At 69.1% G+C, this 15,092-nt stretch carries 14 protein-coding genes and 1 pseudogene; 6 read left to right on the top strand and 9 right to left on the bottom strand.

Going from position 1 to position 15,092, the window contains the following annotated elements; genetic code table 11:
- Positions 1–2 precede the first annotated feature (2 nt).
- The gene (locus VHS75_RS19905; protein WP_329640359.1) at positions 3–1,337 is read right to left on the bottom strand and encodes a sorbosone dehydrogenase family protein; all 1,335 of its coding nucleotides are present in this window, start codon (positions 1,335–1,337) and stop codon (positions 3–5) included.
- Between the two features lie 120 nt (positions 1,338–1,457).
- Between VHS75_RS19905 and VHS75_RS19900 the strand changes: the two genes are divergently transcribed.
- The gene (locus VHS75_RS19900; protein WP_329640358.1) at positions 1,458–2,636 is read left to right on the top strand and encodes an acyl-CoA dehydrogenase family protein; all 1,179 of its coding nucleotides are present in this window, start codon (positions 1,458–1,460) and stop codon (positions 2,634–2,636) included.
- A gap of 4 nt (positions 2,637–2,640) precedes the next feature.
- On the top strand, positions 2,641–3,738 hold the full coding sequence (locus VHS75_RS19895; protein ID WP_329640357.1) for an acyl-CoA dehydrogenase family protein: 1,098 nt from the start codon (positions 2,641–2,643) through the stop codon (positions 3,736–3,738).
- On the opposite strand, the gene VHS75_RS19890 is transcribed toward VHS75_RS19895, so the two are convergent.
- Genes VHS75_RS19890 through VHS75_RS19880 form a run of 3 tightly spaced genes read right to left on the bottom strand, consistent with a single transcriptional unit; the run spans position 3,735 to position 6,003 of the window.
- Positions 3,735–5,237 carry an amidase gene (locus VHS75_RS19890; protein ID WP_329640356.1) on the bottom strand — a complete coding sequence of 501 codons (1,503 nt, stop codon included), beginning with the start codon at positions 5,235–5,237 and terminating at the stop codon, positions 3,735–3,737. The two genes, VHS75_RS19895 and VHS75_RS19890, sit on opposite strands and share 4 nt — an antisense overlap.
- 52 nt (positions 5,238–5,289) lie before the next feature.
- A complete protein-coding gene (locus tag VHS75_RS19885) occupies positions 5,290–5,478 on the bottom strand; it encodes a DUF3008 family protein (protein ID WP_329640355.1) in 189 nt (62 codons plus the stop codon).
- Between the two features lie 57 nt (positions 5,479–5,535).
- The gene (locus VHS75_RS19880) at positions 5,536–6,003 is read right to left on the bottom strand and encodes a hypothetical protein (protein WP_329640354.1); all 468 of its coding nucleotides are present in this window, start codon (positions 6,001–6,003) and stop codon (positions 5,536–5,538) included.
- Positions 6,004–6,109: 106 nt separating this feature from the next.
- On the opposite strand from VHS75_RS19880, the gene VHS75_RS19875 reads away from it, so the two are divergent.
- Complete coding sequence (locus VHS75_RS19875) at positions 6,110–7,768, top strand: carboxylesterase/lipase family protein (RefSeq protein WP_329640353.1); 1,659 nt, start codon at positions 6,110–6,112, stop codon at positions 7,766–7,768.
- Positions 7,769–7,770: 2 nt separating this feature from the next.
- Here VHS75_RS19875 and VHS75_RS19870 read toward each other — a convergent pair whose 3' ends face one another.
- Together VHS75_RS19870 and VHS75_RS19865 are read right to left on the bottom strand one after the other, a co-directional pair.
- On the bottom strand, positions 7,771–9,741 hold the full coding sequence (locus tag VHS75_RS19870) for an HAD-IIIC family phosphatase (protein ID WP_329640352.1): 1,971 nt from the start codon (positions 9,739–9,741) through the stop codon (positions 7,771–7,773).
- Positions 9,738–9,899, bottom strand: coding sequence for a hypothetical protein (locus tag VHS75_RS19865; protein WP_329640351.1), 162 nt, complete (start codon positions 9,897–9,899; stop codon positions 9,738–9,740). The genes VHS75_RS19870 and VHS75_RS19865 overlap by 4 nt, the downstream gene beginning before the upstream one ends.
- A gap of 156 nt (positions 9,900–10,055) precedes the next feature.
- Here VHS75_RS19865 and greA point away from each other — a divergent pair, with 156 nt between their 5' ends.
- The 3 genes from greA to VHS75_RS19850 all read left to right on the top strand — a co-directional run bounded on the left by greA (position 10,056) and on the right by VHS75_RS19850 (position 14,068).
- Positions 10,056–10,535 (top strand): transcription elongation factor GreA, encoded by a 480-nt coding sequence (gene greA, locus VHS75_RS19860; protein ID WP_329640350.1) that lies wholly within the window; start codon positions 10,056–10,058, stop codon positions 10,533–10,535.
- An 85-nt stretch (positions 10,536–10,620) separates the two neighbouring features.
- Positions 10,621–11,688, top strand: coding sequence for a hypothetical protein (locus VHS75_RS19855; protein WP_329640349.1), 1,068 nt, complete (start codon positions 10,621–10,623; stop codon positions 11,686–11,688).
- Positions 11,689–11,767: 79 nt separating this feature from the next.
- Positions 11,768–14,068 (top strand): OPT family oligopeptide transporter, encoded by a 2,301-nt coding sequence (locus VHS75_RS19850; RefSeq protein ID WP_329640348.1) that lies wholly within the window; start codon positions 11,768–11,770, stop codon positions 14,066–14,068.
- A gap of 14 nt (positions 14,069–14,082) precedes the next feature.
- Here VHS75_RS19850 and VHS75_RS19845 read toward each other — a convergent pair whose 3' ends face one another.
- The 3 genes and pseudogenes from VHS75_RS19845 to VHS75_RS19835 form a co-directional block, all read right to left on the bottom strand.
- On the bottom strand, positions 14,083–14,469 hold the full coding sequence (locus tag VHS75_RS19845) for a PIN domain-containing protein (protein WP_329640347.1): 387 nt from the start codon (positions 14,467–14,469) through the stop codon (positions 14,083–14,085).
- 3 nt (positions 14,470–14,472) lie between these two features.
- On the bottom strand, positions 14,473–14,712 hold the full coding sequence (locus VHS75_RS19840) for an antitoxin (protein ID WP_329640346.1): 240 nt from the start codon (positions 14,710–14,712) through the stop codon (positions 14,473–14,475).
- A 118-nt stretch (positions 14,713–14,830) separates the two neighbouring features.
- Positions 14,831–15,092, bottom strand: a pseudogene (locus VHS75_RS19835) (alkanesulfonate monooxygenase); the annotation flags it as partial.

Genomic DNA, 15,092 nt, shown 5'->3' with positions numbered 1-15,092 from the left:
AGCTATTTCGCCGCGGCCGGCGTCGGGGTCACCCGCCAGACGATCCCGCCGACGTCATCGGCGACCAGCAGGGCGCCGGTCCTGTCGACGACCACGCCGACCGGGCGGCCCTGGATCTGCTGATGCTTGTCCAGGAAGCCGGTCAGGAAGGCCTGCGGGGCGTTCTGCGGCTGGCCGCCCGCGAAGGGGATGAACACCACCTGGTAGCCGTTCAGCGGTTTGCGGTTCCACGAGCCGTGCTGGCCGATGAAGGCGCCGCCGCGATAGGACATCGGGAAGGCCGCGCCGGTGTAGAAGATCAGGCCCAGCGAGGCGGTGTGGGCGCCCAGGCCGAAGTCCGGGGCGATGGCCTTGGCGACCATCTCCGGATTGGCCGGCTTGGCGCGGACGTCGACGTTGTGGCCCCAATAGCTCCAGGGCCAGCCGTAGAAAGCGCCGTCCTTGACGCTGGTCAGGAAGTCCGGCGGCAGATCGTTGCCGATTTCGTCGCGCTCGTTGGAGACCGTCCACATGACCCCGGTGGTCGGCTCAAAGTCGATGCCGTTGGGATTGCGGATGCCGCTGGCGAAGATCCGCGGGTGGGCGGTGACGATGTCGTATTCCCAGATCGCCGCGCGGCCGGTCTCGTTCTCCAGGCCGTTGTCGCCGACGTTCGAGTTGGACCCCACCGTGGCGTAGAGCTTGGTCCCGTCGCGGCTGGCGACCACGTTCTTGGTCCAGTGGTGATTGATCGGCCCGCCCGGCAGGTCGAACACCTTCTGGCCGGTCCCGGTCTCGCTGGTCTGGCCATCGGCGTAGGGGAAGCTCACCACGCCGTTGTCGTTGGCGACGTAGAGGGTGTGGCCGACCAGGGTCATGCCGAACGGCCGGGTCAGGCCCTGGGCGAACAGCATCCGGCTTTCGGCCACGCCGTCGCCGTCGGAGTCGCGCAGCAGGAAGATCTTGTTCGGGCTGGGCTTGGCGGAGCCCACCTTCTTCATCAACATCTTCTGGAAGAAGCCCTTGATCCCCTGGTTCGACTTGTCAGCTGTGGAGACCTCCGAGGCCGACTCCGCCACCAACACATCGCCGTTCGGCAGGACGTAGAGCCATCGCGGATGGTCCAGGCCCTCGGCGTAGCGGGTGACCGTGAAGCCCTTTGGCGCGACTGGCGCGGCGCCCTCGGCCCAGCCCACGACCTTGGGCGTGCCGACGGTGGGGATCAGGGAATGCTCCGGCTTGGGCAGCGGCGGATTGGGGCCGTAACCCTTCCAGGCGTCGGAGGAACCCGCGGGCATGCAGGCGCTGAGCGACAGGGCGGCAAGGGCCGCGGCGGCGAAGAGGCTGGTTTGGCGCATGTGTGAAGTCTCCCTGTCCGAACTATAACCCAAGCTTCGCCGCATCTGTTGCACCCTGACGTGGCGGCGCCGTTGCGCAGGGGCCGGAAAGGCGCTCCCATGGGGTCAGGGAGCGACGACATGGACCTGAACGAAACGCCCGAAATGGCGGCGTTCCGCGGCGAGGTGAAGGCCTTCCTCACCGCCCACCGCGACGACTACGCCGCCGGCGCCGCCAAGGCCCCTAAGGCCTGGCAGCAGACGCTGATCGCCCACGGCTATGCGGCCCGGACGATCCCGCGTGCGTACGGCGGCTATGGCGCCGAGCCCGACATCCTGAAGTCGCGGATCATCGCCGAGGAGTTCATCGCCGCCGCCGCGCCGCGCGGCATCGCCAACCAGGGCGTCTCCATGCTGGTCCCGACCCTGCTGGAGGTGGGGTCCGAAGAGCAGAAGGCGCGCTGGATCGAGCCGACGCTGAGGGGCGACATCGTCTGGTGCCAGGGCTACTCCGAGCCGGGCGCAGGCTCAGATCTCGCGAACCTTCAAACAAAGGCTGTAGAGGACGGAAAAGACTTCGTAATTTCCGGATCCAAGATCTGGACGAGCACGGCGCACATGGCCCAGATGATGTTCGCCCTGATCCGCACGGAGCCACAGGCCGCCAAGCACGAGGGGATATCCTACGTGCTGATCCCGATGGATACGCCGGGCATCGAGGTCCGGCCGCTGAAGACCATGACCGGCGGGTCGGAATTCAACGAGGTTTTCTTCGCCGACGTCCGGGTGCCGCAGGATCAGGTGGTCGGCGGGCGCGGGCGCGGCTGGTTCGTGGCCAACACCACGCTGAAGCACGAGCGCGGCATGCTGGGCGATCCGAACGCCACGGAAGCGCGGCTGAACGCCCTTATCGAGCTGATGAAATCCGAGACGGTCGATGGCCAGAAGGTCATCGACAATCCGGTCTTCCGCGACCGGTTGATGCAGCTGCAGGGCCGGGTGCTGGCGATGAAGTTCAACGGCCTTCGCCTGCTGACCGCGCAGCTCACGCAGGAGCCGACGGGCCTGGCGGGCCTGATCGTCAAGCTGCAGGGCTGCGAACTGAACCACCAGCTGGCGGCGCTGGCTATCGACGCCCTGGGCGAGCTGGGCATCCTCTACACGGACGGGCCGCACCTGCGCGCCAAGGGCCGCTGGCAGTGGAACTACATGTTCGACCTGGGGCTGATCATCGGCGGCGGGACCGCCCAGATCCAGAAGAACATCATCTCCGAACGCGGGCTCGGCCTTCCGCGCGAACCCAAGCCGGCGGCGGCTTAGACGCATGGATTTCGCCCTCACCCAGGACCAGCGGCTGATGCAGGAAAGCCTGGTCCGCACGCTGGAGCAGGCGTCCAGTCTGGATCGCGTGCGCAGGTTCGCCGGCGACCTGAAGGACAAGGGCGCCGACGTCTGGCAGGCGCTGGTCGAGTTCGGCCTGGCGGGGATCGTGATCCCGGAGGCGCATGGCGGCCTCGGCCTGACGATGCTCGACGCGGCCCTGGCTTCGGAAGCCCTCGGCGCGGCCATCGCGCCCGTGCCGTTCATGGGCGTTGTGCTCGGGCCCATCGCCCTGCTGCGCGGCGGCTCGGCGGCGCAGCAGGCGCTGTGGCTGCCGAAGATGGCGTCCGGCGAGGTCATGGCGGCCGCGGCGATCTCCGAGCCGATCGCTGGAGCGCGTGACGGCGCGGGCGTGACGGCGAACGGCGGCAAGCTCAGCGGCAAGGCGCTGTTCGTGCCGGGCGGCATGGCGGCGGGACTGCTGGTCGTAGCGGACGTTAGTGGCGGCCTGCATCTGGTGAAGGGTGACGCGACGGGCCTGACACGAAGCCTGATGCCCGGGATCGACGAGACGCGGCGGCTGGCGGAACTGACCTTCAGCGGCGTCGTCGCCGAGCCTCTGGGCGGCGGGCCGGAACTGCTGGCGGCGCTGCGCGACGCCGGCTGGCTGATGGTGGCCGCCGACAGCCTGGGCGCGGCGCAGGTCATGCTCGACAAGGCCGTGGCCTACGCCAAGGAGCGCCGCCAGTTCGACCGTCTGATTGGGTCTTTCCAGGCGGTGAAGCACCTGTGCGCCGAGATGGCCGCCGAGCTGGAGCCCTGCCGCTCGCTGGTCTGGTACGCCGCCTATGCCTTCGACGCCGCGGCCCAAGGCGTCTCTGGCGAGGCCTCGCTGATGGCGGCGCACGCCAAGGCGCTGACCTCCGAGGTTGGCCGCTTCGTGGCCCGCACCTCGACAGAGGTGCACGGCGGCATGGGCATCACCGACCTCTTGGGCCTGCATTTCTGGTTCAAGCGCCTGGGCCTCAACCGCCAGCTGCTCGGCGGCCCGGAGCGGGTGCGGGAGATCGCGGCGCGTCTGCAGGGACTGGCGGCGGCTTAGACGTGCACCGGCGGGACGCGCTGGGCCCAGGGGTTGGCGGCTTCCAGTTCGTAGGCCAATTCGAAAAGCATCCGCTCGTGGCCCGCGCGCGCGGCGAACATGGTCCCGATCGGCAGGCCGGCCTCGGTCCAGTAGAGCGGGACGCTCATCGCCGGGGCGCCGGCGATGTTGTGGATCGGGGTGTAGCCGACGTACTCGATGAGCCGCGCGACCAGGGTGTCGAATGGAACCAGCGGCCCGATCTCGCCCAGCTTCGGCGGATCTGACGACAGCACCGGGGAAAGCACCACGTCGAACTGATAGGCGGTGAACCAGGTGTCATAGGCCAGGACATTGGCCTCGAGGCGCCTCAGCGCCTGGTCCAGCTCCTGGGGTTTGGCGCGCGCCGCCATGTCCACCAGTCCCAGACTGAAGGGCTCCAGCAGCCTGTCGTCAGGCTTGCGGCCTGTGGCCTTGGCCACGCGGTCGGCCAGCTGTTTTGCGCTACTGGCCCAGAGCGCCAGGAAGTCATGGATGAACTGGTCGCCGTCGTAGGGCAGGCGGACGTAGTCGACGCGGTGGCCGAGGCTTGCGACCAGCTTGGCGGCATGATCGTTGGCGGCCATCACCTCCGCGGTCGGCGAATGGCCTTCGCCGTTGGCCATCATGACGCCGACGCGCAGGCGCTTCTTGCTGGGGCCGCCCACAACGCCCACCGGCGGAAAGCTGGCGTCGGGCTTGTGGTCCTCTGTCAGGGCCAGGAGGGCGGCGCTGTCGCGCACGCTGCGGGTCAGCACGTGCTCGACGCCGAACGCGGTGATGCCGCCCTTGCCCTCCCAATCGTCGATCCGGCCGCGCGAAGGCTTGAGTCCGAACAAGCCGCAGTGGCTGGCGGGAATGCGGATCGAGCCGCCGCCGTCGGTGGCGTGGGCCGCGGGCACGACGCCCGCCGCGACCGCGGCCGCCGAGCCGCCCGAAGAGCCGCCAGTGGAGCGGGTCAGATCCCAGGGGTTGTGGGTCAGTCCCGTGGCGAGGGGCTCGGTGCTGGGCAGGAAGCCCGCTTCCGGCGTCGCCGACTTGCCCAGGACGATCAGGCCGGCGCGGTCGAAGGCGTCGCAGTTGGGCGCCTGCTCGGTCGCCGGCGGCGCCATCCGGGCGGACTGCGACCCGAAGCGGGTCGGCAGGCCTTTGTAGTCGACCAGGTCCTTGACCAGGAACGGCACGCCCGCGAAAGGGGCCGCCGGCGGCCCCGCCTTGGCCTTGGCCAGCGCCCGGTCGAAGTCCGAGTTGACGATGAAGTTCAGGGTCGGCTGCAGCGCTTCGCACCGGGCGATGGCGGTCTCGACCACCTCGGCGGCGGTGATTTCCCCCCGGCGGATGCGCGCGGCGGTCTCCGTCGCATCAGGCCAGGGCGAGGCGGGCGCGAGCGACGGCGGCAGCGGCCTGGGCGCGGCGAGGGCGTGGCCGGCGACCAGGGCCAGCGGCGCAGCGGCGAGGGCGCGACGGGTGATGCGAGTCATGGCGCGAGCTTGAGCGCGGCGACCCCCGCGCGCAATGCCGGCCGAGCTAGCCTTAGTGGCTCTTGCCGACGTGCTCGGGTTTCCCCTTGCGCTTGGTGTGGGCCATCTTCTCTAGCTCCGTCTCACTCATCGACATCATCGACTTGGACGCGCCCCGGAGCTTGGACTTCGGCGTGTCGCCGCGCTTGGCGGAGAGCGCAGCGCCGGCGGCCTTTTGCTGGGTGGCGGACTTGGCGGGCATGTGGACCTCCTGATTTTCAAGGTCCCCCTTCAACTCGAAATCGCCGGCGTGGTTTCGCTACTTGCCGGCGCGCGGCCGGAAATCCTGATCGGGATAGGCGCCCGCGGCTGGCGATTTGATCACCACCTCGGGATGCGAGAGGTTCTGATGGCAGGCGTTGCAGCCCTTGGTGACCCTGCCGTAGGCGAGCGTGAAGGCCGCCGGATTGCGCGCCTTGATCGCCGCATCGAGCGCATCCAGGGGCGCCTTCATGTTCTGCTGCGCGGCGCCGGCGATATCGTTGTCGCGGTAGACCGGGATGGTCTTGGCGATGCGGTCGAAGGCGTGGCGCAGCTCGTCGGTCTCGTAGGCCGCGTAGGTCCAGTTATGGGCCTGTCCGGCCAGGCTGAGCTTGGTGTGCCGGGGCTGGACGGCCATGGTCATCAGGTCGCCCATGCTGGGGTGATAGTCGGGCTGGGGCGGGGCCGCGACGGCGGCGCCTGCTGCGGCGGCGAGGAGCAGGGCGAGGCTGAATGCGTGCTTCATGGCGCGACGATAGCGTCGCCGGATTGCGGTTCAATTGCAGGCTTGCCCGTTGCCACCGTCCGCACCGGATGATCGGATACTTCCAACAACAAAAGGGGAGACGGCGATGGGCGAGGCCAGAGACGGCGTGGCGCGACGGGGCCTGCTGACCGCGGGCGCGCTTGGCGGGCTGATGGCCGCGGCGCCGGCAGCACAGGCCAAGCCGGGCGGCAGCGCCGGGGCCGGGACGCAGCATCTGTCGACGCCGCCGTCGGCCATCGTCGAGACCCGCTCGGGCAAGGTGCGTGGCTGCGTGCGCCAGGGCGTCCATACGTTCAAAGGTATCCCCTACGGCAGGACCACGGCGGGTGCGGCGCGCTTCCTGCCGGCTGAGGCGCCGGCGCCGTGGAAGGGCGTGCGCTCGGCCCTAAGCTACGGCCCCTGCTGCCCGCAGGTGGTGCGCGGCGGCTGGCAGAGCGACGAGACCGCTTTCATCTACGACTGGGACGACGGCTATCCGGGCGAGGACTGCCTGCGGTTGAACATCTGGTCGGGCGGCGTCACCGGCAAGGCGCGGCCGGTGATGGTCTGGATCCACGGCGGCGGCTACGAGACCGGCTCCTCGCAGGAACTACCCGCCTATGATGGCGAGCGACTGGCGCGCAAAGGCGACCTGGTGTTCGTCTCGGTGAACCATCGGCTGGGCGCCTTCGGCTTCCTGGACCTGTCGTCCTCCGGCGACAGCCGCTACGCCATGTCCGGCAACGCCGGCCAGCTGGACCTTGTCGTCGCCCTGCAGTGGGTGCGCGACAATATCGCGGCCTTCGGCGGCGATCCCAGCAACGTCACCATCTTCGGCCAGTCCGGCGGCGGGGCGAAGGTCTCGACGCTCATGGCCATGCCGAGCGCCAGGGGCCTGTTCCACAAGGCCATCGTCGAGAGCGGCTCGCTGCTTGATGTGGGCGACACCGGCTACACCAAGCGTCTGGCCGAAGCCGTCCTGAAGAACCTCGACATCGCGCCCGGCGAGCTCGGCAAACTCGCGTCCGTGCCGCCGATGGCCCTGGTGGCCGCCGCCGAGAAGGCGAAGAACGCCATGCCGAAACCCCCGCCGGGCAAGATCAACCTCGGCTGGGCGCCCGTGGTCGACGGGACGGCGATCCCGGGGCCCACCTGGGCCAATGGCGCGCCGGCGCTCTCGGCCAATGTGCCGATGATCATCGGGACCAACCTCAACGAGTTCTCGCCCAGCCTGGGCAATACGACGCTGGAGGACATCGACGAGGATCGCGCCAAGGCTACGGCCCGTTCCTTCGGCGGCGCGTCGCCCGCCGCCTGGGCGGCCTTTCGCTCCGCCGATCCCAAGGCCAAGCCGGTGGAGATCCTGTCGCGCGTCGTCTCGGCCCAGTTCCGGGTCCCGGCGGTGGTGCAGGCGCAGACCAAGGCCAGGCAGGGCGCGGCGTCCGCCTACCTCTATCGCTTCGACTATAACCCGAAGACCGTGCTCCACGGCCGGGTGCGCGCCTTCCACTGCGCCGAGATGGCCTATGCCTTCGACAATGTGGACCGCTGCCTGAACGCCACCGGCGGCACGGCCGAGGCCCGCGCCCTGTCGGCCAGGATGTCGGACGCCTGGATCGCCTTCGCGCGCACCGGAAATCCCAACCACAAAGGCCTGCCGCACTGGCCGGCGGTGTCGACGGCCGCCATCCCCAACATGCTGTTCGACGCGGTCTGCACGGTGAAGGACGACCCGGATCGCGCCCAGCGCGCGGCGCTGGCCTGAGGTCAGGATTCCAGGCTGCGGCGCCAGAGGTTATCGCCGACCAGCTCGAAGCCGTTGTCGCGGTAGAGGTTGCGCACGGGCGTGTTGCGCGAGGTCTCGATGATCCGCGCCGTCAGTTGCGCGTGGTCCGCGCTCAGGGCCTTGAGGATGGCCTGTAGGAACCGGTGCTCGACGCCGAGGCCGAGCACCCGGCAACTCAGCGCCAGGGCCGTGATCTCCCCGGCGTCGATCACCGCCGCGCCGACCAGGCCGTGGTCGCCGAAGCGGTCGGCGACCTGGACGGTGAAGACGCTGGCGTCGTCGCGGAGGATCAGATGGGCCAGGTCGAGGGCCGAGAACTTCGCGCCGGTGGCGTTGAACTGGGTGGTGCGCTGGAACAGCTCCTCGACGCGGTCCAGGCGCGCGCCGGGCTCCAGGCGCACGATGCTCGTCTGCACGTTCAGTGAGGCGACGAAAGCCTGCTCGTCGGCGCTGTCGGCCCGGGTGCGCTGGCGGCTGAGCTGGGCCTGGGTGAGGGCGGTGCGCTGGGCCGACTCCTCGGTCACCCGCGGCGCCTGGAGCCGGGGGTCGCTCAACAGCCGCCGGCGCAGGCTGAATAGCTCCTCGCCCCACACCTCCACTTCGGGCAGGCGCTGGCGGACGTTCTCCCGTTCCACCGGATTGTCATCGATGAACAGGAAGGTCTCGAGCGCAAAGCCGAGCTCCTCGGCGATCGAGGCGATGTTGTCGGCCTTGTTGGTCCAGTTGACCCGCCAGGTGACGAAGTCGTCGGGGGTCAGCAGGCGCTCGCGCGGATAGTGGTTCTCGTATTTCCAGAGCTCGCGGACCGTGGCCTCATCGTTCTTGCTGACGCAGGCCAACAGGATTCCGCGCCGCTTCAGGCTGAGCAACGCCTCGTGCAGGCCGAAGAACAGGCCGACGTAGGAGAACGGTCCGCTGACCTCCGGCGACCAGGCGAACGGCGTCCCGGTCTCGGCTAGGACCCCCGGCCAGAGCACCCCGTCGAGGTCGACGATCACGCACTTCTTGCGGTCCTGGCCGGTGACGGTCAGCAAGGCGTTGACGTGCGCCTTGGCCATGACCGCCTCGCGGCCATAGGCGTCGCCGCCGACCGCCTGCGCCAGAGGGGCGGTGTCGGGGAAGATGTCGTGGACCGCGGACTTCTCGTCGGCCGGCCGCTGCAGCATCCAGCCGGGCGATCCGAAGTGGGTGTAGCCGACCTGGCCGTCGTCCAGCAGTCGCTCGGCGCCGGCCGCGGCGAGGGTGGCGGCGACGTCGATGACATGCACGTCCGGATAGGTCTCGGCCAGGTCCGACAGCAGGACGTTGGCCAGGCGGAAACGGTTGCGGTGGCCATAGCCGCCGCGGTCGGCCATGCCCAAGGGCTGGACGGTCGGCTCAGGCAGGTTGTCGATCAGGATCGGGGCGGCGGTGTGCTCGCGCAGGCCCTCGATGATCCCGCGGGCCTGGGCGATGTAGGGCGCGCATGGCGGCGCCTGGCTGTCGGCGGCCAGCGGATCGGTGATCGCGTGGCGGGCGGAGAGCGCGCCGATGATGATCGCGTCGTGCTGGCGCTCGGCGGCCAGACGAAGGTCGTCGGGAAAGGTCGCGGCGACCCTCAGGTCGACGCCGCGTGCGGCGGCTTCGCGGCGAAGGAAGTCGGCCTCCATCTGGATGTCGCAGTCGCCGAACAGCAGCACGTCCAGGCGCCGGGCGCCCGGCTGCAGGTCCGCAGCACTCAGCGCCGCGCCCGTCGACCAGTAGGCCTCGCCGCCCTCCTTGGCCTCGCGCCGCAAGCGGTCCAGGGCCTCGACCGGATCGCGCCCGTAGTAGGCGCCTAGTTCCGCCGAAAGCTCCGCCAGTTCCTCCTCGGGAGATTTGTCGGTCAGGATCTGGCGCTCGATCAGCATCGAGAAGGAGCCCACCTCGGCATTTTCGCCGAGATCCCTCGGCGTGCGGAAGAACTCGATCATTTCGGCCAGGTGGGCTCCTTCTCGATGCTGAAGAACTCGATCATTTCGGCCAGCTCGTGGTCGACCACCAGCCGCATCTGGGTTGCGGCATGGATCACCAGCACGCGCCCGTCGCCGACGGGCGCCAAGTGTGCGAACTGCGAGAGGCGCAAGATCATCGAGGGCGGTCCAGGCGGATGGCGGTCCCGATCCTTAGGGTCTGACCGGCGAGCAGCGGATTAACGCCTGAGTCTGATGCGATCCGATTTCAGAGCCAACGGCGCACTGGGCGTATCCGCCTTTCGCCGGAGCTCGCGACCGCCTAGATGATACCGATGGCTGTCGCCTTCACCCGCGAGGAAGACTACGAGGCCCAGGCGGCGAACCTGCCGGACCGGCCGATCTCCACACACCCGAACCTGGTGACCGCCAGCGGCCTGGCGGCGATCGACGCGGACCTGGCGAGCGCACGGGCGGCCTATGCGGCGGCCCAGGCCGAGGGCGGGATCAGCGCCGACCGCACGGCCATGGCGCGGGCGACCCGCGACCTGCGCTACTGGTCCGCCCGCCGTGGCAGCGCACAGCTCACCGAGCCGGAGCCGCAGGCCGGCAAGGTGCAGTTCGGCGGCACGGTGGAGATCGAGCGCGAGGATGGCCGCCGCCAGACCTTCCGCATCGTCGGCGAGGACGAAGCCGATCCGGCCAAGGGCAGCGTGTCCTACGTCTCGCCCCTGGCCCGAGCTCTGCTCGGCAAGGGCGAGGGCGACGTCGCCACGATCAACGGCGCCGAGGTCGAGGTCGTCGCGGTTCACTAGTCAGACCTGCTCGCCAAATGCGCCGGCTGTTGCTAGCCTGGACGCGCCGAGACGCCAACAAGGGCGTCCGCTTGGGAGGGGTGAGATGAACCGCAGACTCGGAACCACGATAGCCGCAGGGCTTGCCGCCCTGGCCGCGCTCTGCGCCGCCGGCGCCGCCAGCGCCAAGGACTACCTCGGCGTGGCCTGCAAGAGCCCGCCGCCGGCCCACTGCAACGGCGACGCCTGCCAGCCGCTGCTGGCCGATCCGGGCAACGCCACCGACCCCAAGACCGGCCGCAAGTTCTGGCTCGACTACCCCTGCGACCTGAAGCCGGGCGACAAGGTCGTCTTCATCCTGAACATCCATGGCGCCGGTTCGATCGGCCAGTGGCAGCGCCACTACTTCCCGGCCATGGACTACAAGGACAAGTACAAGCTGGTGGTGGCGACGCCGACCGCGGCGACCTCCCCATCCCGTGTCCCCGGCCAGCCGGGCGTGCGGGTCTGGGTGGCCGACGCCGACGACGCCCACCTGCAGAACATCACGACCGCGGTGTTCGACGCCTTCGGAAAGCAGAACATCAAGTCCTTCTGGCTCGCCGGCCACAGCCAGGGCGGGGCGACGTCGCACCGGATAGTCTGTAGCGACTTCTTCAAGGACAAGGTCGACGGCCTGCTCAGCCTCTCCGGCGGCCGCATCGGCCGCGCCGAGATCAATCCGCGGTTCGGCCCGCCGAAGGCGGACGGCTCGCCGCCCGACCCGCGGCCGGCCGGCGCAGGCGGCGGCCTGCTGGGCGCGGCGAACCTGCCGGCCTGCCAGTTCAGCCACATCTTCGAGACCGGCGAGCATGAGATCGTCAGCCTGCCCGCGACCTCGCCGCTCGCCGACCAATGGGGCTGCAGCGCCCGGGTCGAGGAAAGGGACGTGGTCGATACGACGCCCGGCTACGTCTGGGACTACGCCCGCCAGGGCTATCCGGTGTGGGGGATGAAGGCGCGGCCCGGCTCGGCGCACGTCTGGGTCTATCCCAAGTGCAAGGATGGCCGCGTGGTCGCCGATGTGGAGCGGCTGGACAAGGGCCACACCGAGGGGCTCGAACCGCACGTCACCGAGGCGATCATCAAGCTGATGGTGGCCGCGCCCGGCGGCAAGGCGCAGCACGCCAGCTGATCGCCCCGGGCGCCATGCTCTGTCTAGCGGAGGCGGGCGGGCGATGCTCTAGTCCCCTCGTCTCTGGGGAGGACACCGAGTGACCGACGCCGTTATCAAGCCCGCCGCCAAGGCCAAGCCGGTCAAGCCTGCCCGGTCGGGGTTCATCCCCTTCATCCCGGCCAGCGTCGTCCTGCCGGAACTGACGGTCCTGCACCTGGTGATCGGCGCGTTGCTGGGTGTGGTTTTCGGGGCCTCGTCACTCTACCTGGTGCTGAAGGTTGGCCTGACGGTGTCGGCCTCGATTCCCGTGGCGGTGATCTCGATCACCCTGTTCCGCCTGCTGCAGCGGTTCGGCATCGCCAAGGCTTCGATCCTGCAGAACAATATCGTCCAGACGGCAGGCTCGGCCGGGGAATCCATCGCCTTCGGCCTGGGCGTGACCATGCCGGCGATCATGATCCTGGGCTTCGACATGGAGATCGCCCGGGTGATGCTGGTTGCCGTGCTGGGCGGTCTGCTCGGCATCCTGATGATGATCCCGCTGCGCCGCGCGCTGATCGTCGAGCAGCACGGCATCCTGAAGTATCCCGAGGGCACGGCCTGCGCCGAGGTGCTGAAGGCCGGCGCGACGCGCGGGGAGCATGAGATCGGCCAGGAGGCCGGCCAAGCGCAGACCGAGGCGGAGATCGCCGCCGGCGCACGGACCATCGTCACCGGCTTCGGCGTCGGCCTTGTCTACAAGCTCTGCGAGGGCGTCTTCAAACTGTGGAAGGACACCCCGGAACAGGTGTTCGGCGCGCCGCTGGCGAAGGCCTCAATCGCCGCCGAGATCTCGCCGGAGCTGTTGGGCGTCGGCTACATCATCGGGCCGCGGATCGCCTCGGCCATGGCCGCCGGCGGGGTGCTGGCCTACATGGTGCTGATCCCGATGATCCAGTTCTTCGGCTCGGCCGCGACGGGGATCATCCCGCCCGGCAAGGCGCCCATCGCCGGAATGTCGCCGGGCGAAATTCGCAGCGCCTACGTCCTCTACATCGGCGCCGGCGCGGTGACCGCCGGCGGCCTGATCAGCCTGGCGCGCGCCATGCCGACCATCTGGCGCAGCCTGCAGGCCGGCCTGACCGATTTCGGGGTCAGGCGCGATGCGGCGGCCGCGGTCCCGCGCACCGACCGGGACCTGTCGATGAAGTGGGTGGCGCTCGGCCTGCTGGTGCTGGTGGCCGGCATCCTGATGGCCCACTCTCTGCAGATGAACATCCTGGGCGCCCTGCTGATCGTGCTGTTCGGCTTCCTGTTTGTCACGGTCTCCTCGCGGCTGACCGGCGAGCTGGGCTCGTCTTCCAATCCGATCAGCGGCATGACCGTGGCGACCCTGCTGCTCACCTGCCTGATCTTCCTGCTGGTGGGCTGGACGGGGCCGACTTACTACGTCACCGCGCTGTCGGTGGGCGGCATCGTCTGCATCGCCGCCTCCAACGGCGGCACGACCTCCCAGGACCTGAAGACCGGCTTCCTACTGGGCTCCACGCCGCGGTCCCAGCAGATTGCGATCATGATCGGCGCGCTGGCGTCCGCCATCGCGCTGGGACCGATCCTGCTCGCGCTGAACCAGGCGGCCACGGTCTATGTGCCTCAGCCGGCCGGTCCCGCCGCCGTGGCGCCTGCCGCAGCCGCGGCCCTGCCTACGGAGGCGCTGAAGGGCCCGCAGCACGCTCAGGACGGCGGCGTCTATCACGTCTGGCAGAAGGCCGATCCGTCGGGCGGCGCCGCGACGCGCTATCTGGTCCGCAACGACGGCACGCTGGCCTATCTGGTCGATCCCGGCATCAACGGCCACGTGAAGGTCCGCCCCGACGGCACCTCGGTGACCAAGTACGACGCGCCCAAGGCGACCCTGATGAGCTACATCATCAAGGGCATCCTGAGCCGCCAGCTGCCCTGGGCGCTGGTCCTGCTGGGCGTGATGATCGCGGCAGTGCTGGAGATGTGCGCCATCCCGTCCCTGGCCTTCGCGGTGGGCGTTTACCTGCCGGTCTCATCCTCGCTGCCGATCTTCGTCGGCGGCGCCGTGCGCTGGCTGGTGGACCGCAACAGCCGCAACCTGGCCCCAAAGACCAGCGAGGGGGCCGAGACCCTGTCGGAGGCCGAACTGTCGGCGGAGTCCGACCGCAGCCCGGGCGTGCTCATGGCCTCGGGCTATATCGCCGGCGGGGCGATCGCCGGCATCGGCATCGCCTTTTCCGCCGGCGTCCTGGGCAATTTCGACCGCGATATCACCAAGCTGATGGAGGGGATCAATCCGGTGTTCAACGGCGCCTGGTCGGACCTGCTCTCCTGCCTGCCGTTCCTGGGCCTGATGGCGCTGCTCTTCCGCGCCGGGTCGATCAGGAAGCGTTAGGGAGCCATCTCGGTTCACCAGGCCAGCAGATCGAGGCCCGGGATGTCCTGGAAGGCCGCCGGGTTCTGGGTGACCAGCGTCGCGCGGTGAACCAGCGCTTGGGCGGCGATCATCCGGTCCAGCAGCTTGCGGCGCGAATAGCCCGCGGCCTCGACAATGGTGCGGTAGGCCTCCGCGTCTGCGTCGCCGAACGCGAGGACGGGCATCCGCTCTAGAATCTCATCGAGCCTGAGGCGCCGCGCCAGCGCGTCCGCCCGATCGCGGTGAGCGCCGCCTTCGAGTTCGATGCGGGTTACGATCGAAAGGACGGCCGAGGTCGACAGGGCCGCGACGCGGTCTTCGATCTCCGCCTCACCGTCGCGAAGACGGATCACGATGTTGGTGTCCAGCAGGTAGGCCAAGATTCAGAGGCCCGGGCGTTCCGGCAATTCCTCTTCGTCGCGCACTTCGATGCTGCTGGGTTTCGGAAGCGCCCGGAGGCGGTCAATAAGTTCGCGCATCGGAGGTTTCTTCGGATAGATCGTCAGCACGTCGCCGGACCGCACCACAGTCACTTCTACATCGCGACCGAAGGCCACTTCCTTCGGCAACCGGACGGCCTCGCTGTTGCCGCTGCGAAAGGTCCTGCTGTCGACGGTGGTCATCGCGTCCTCCGCGTCATCACGTGTATATACGTCTCGGGAGCGTCGAAGACAAGATTTGGCGCGCGAGCTGATCGTTCTACCCGCGAGCCAAGCCAGAGTTACGGCGGCGTCGCGTCGTTCAGTTGATCACCTTTTCCGCGAACCGCTCCATCTCCTCGTACTGCGGGCTCATCTGCAGGAGGAGGAGGTTGAGGCCGGCTGCTTCGTAGGCGGCGATGCGCTCGCGGATTTGCTCGGCTGTGCCGATCAGGTTGGGGCGCAGGCCGCGGTTGGAAACCGAGTACTCGGCGATCTTCATCTCGCGCTCCAGCTGGGTGCCGGAGAGCCACTGGTCGTAGTTGCCGAAGCCCGGGGCGTTGGGGTCCAGCGTGGTGATCCGG

The organism is Phenylobacterium sp. (assembly GCF_036264965.1).
Classification (GTDB): domain Bacteria; phylum Pseudomonadota; class Alphaproteobacteria; order Caulobacterales; family Caulobacteraceae; genus Phenylobacterium.
The sequence above is the reverse complement of the archived record's forward strand: the minus strand, read 5'-3'. Positions and strand labels throughout refer to the sequence as shown.

Coding starts and splice junctions, on each gene's coding strand:
- VHS75_RS19905 (WP_329640359.1), bottom strand. CDS start 1,337: ATGCGCCAAACCAGCCTCTTCGCCGCCGCGGCCCTTGCCGCCCTGTCG.
- VHS75_RS19890 (WP_329640356.1), bottom strand. CDS start 5,237: ATGACTCGCATCACCCGTCGCGCCCTCGCCGCTGCGCCGCTGGCCCTG.
- VHS75_RS19885 (WP_329640355.1), bottom strand. CDS start 5,478: ATGCCCGCCAAGTCCGCCACCCAGCAAAAGGCCGCCGGCGCTGCGCTC.
- VHS75_RS19840 (WP_329640346.1), bottom strand. CDS start 14,712: ATGACCACCGTCGACAGCAGGACCTTTCGCAGCGGCAACAGCGAGGCC.
- VHS75_RS19865 (WP_329640351.1), bottom strand. CDS start 9,899: ATGATCTTGCGCCTCTCGCAGTTCGCACACTTGGCGCCCGTCGGCGAC.
- VHS75_RS19895 (WP_329640357.1), top strand. CDS start 2,641: ATGGATTTCGCCCTCACCCAGGACCAGCGGCTGATGCAGGAAAGCCTG.
- VHS75_RS19870 (WP_329640352.1), bottom strand. CDS start 9,741: ATGATCGAGTTCTTCCGCACGCCGAGGGATCTCGGCGAAAATGCCGAG.
- VHS75_RS19855 (WP_329640349.1), top strand. CDS start 10,621: ATGAACCGCAGACTCGGAACCACGATAGCCGCAGGGCTTGCCGCCCTG.
- VHS75_RS19900 (WP_329640358.1), top strand. CDS start 1,458: ATGGACCTGAACGAAACGCCCGAAATGGCGGCGTTCCGCGGCGAGGTG.
- VHS75_RS19875 (WP_329640353.1), top strand. CDS start 6,110: ATGGGCGAGGCCAGAGACGGCGTGGCGCGACGGGGCCTGCTGACCGCG.
- greA (WP_329640350.1), top strand. CDS start 10,056: ATGGCTGTCGCCTTCACCCGCGAGGAAGACTACGAGGCCCAGGCGGCG.
- VHS75_RS19880 (WP_329640354.1), bottom strand. CDS start 6,003: ATGAAGCACGCATTCAGCCTCGCCCTGCTCCTCGCCGCCGCAGCAGGC.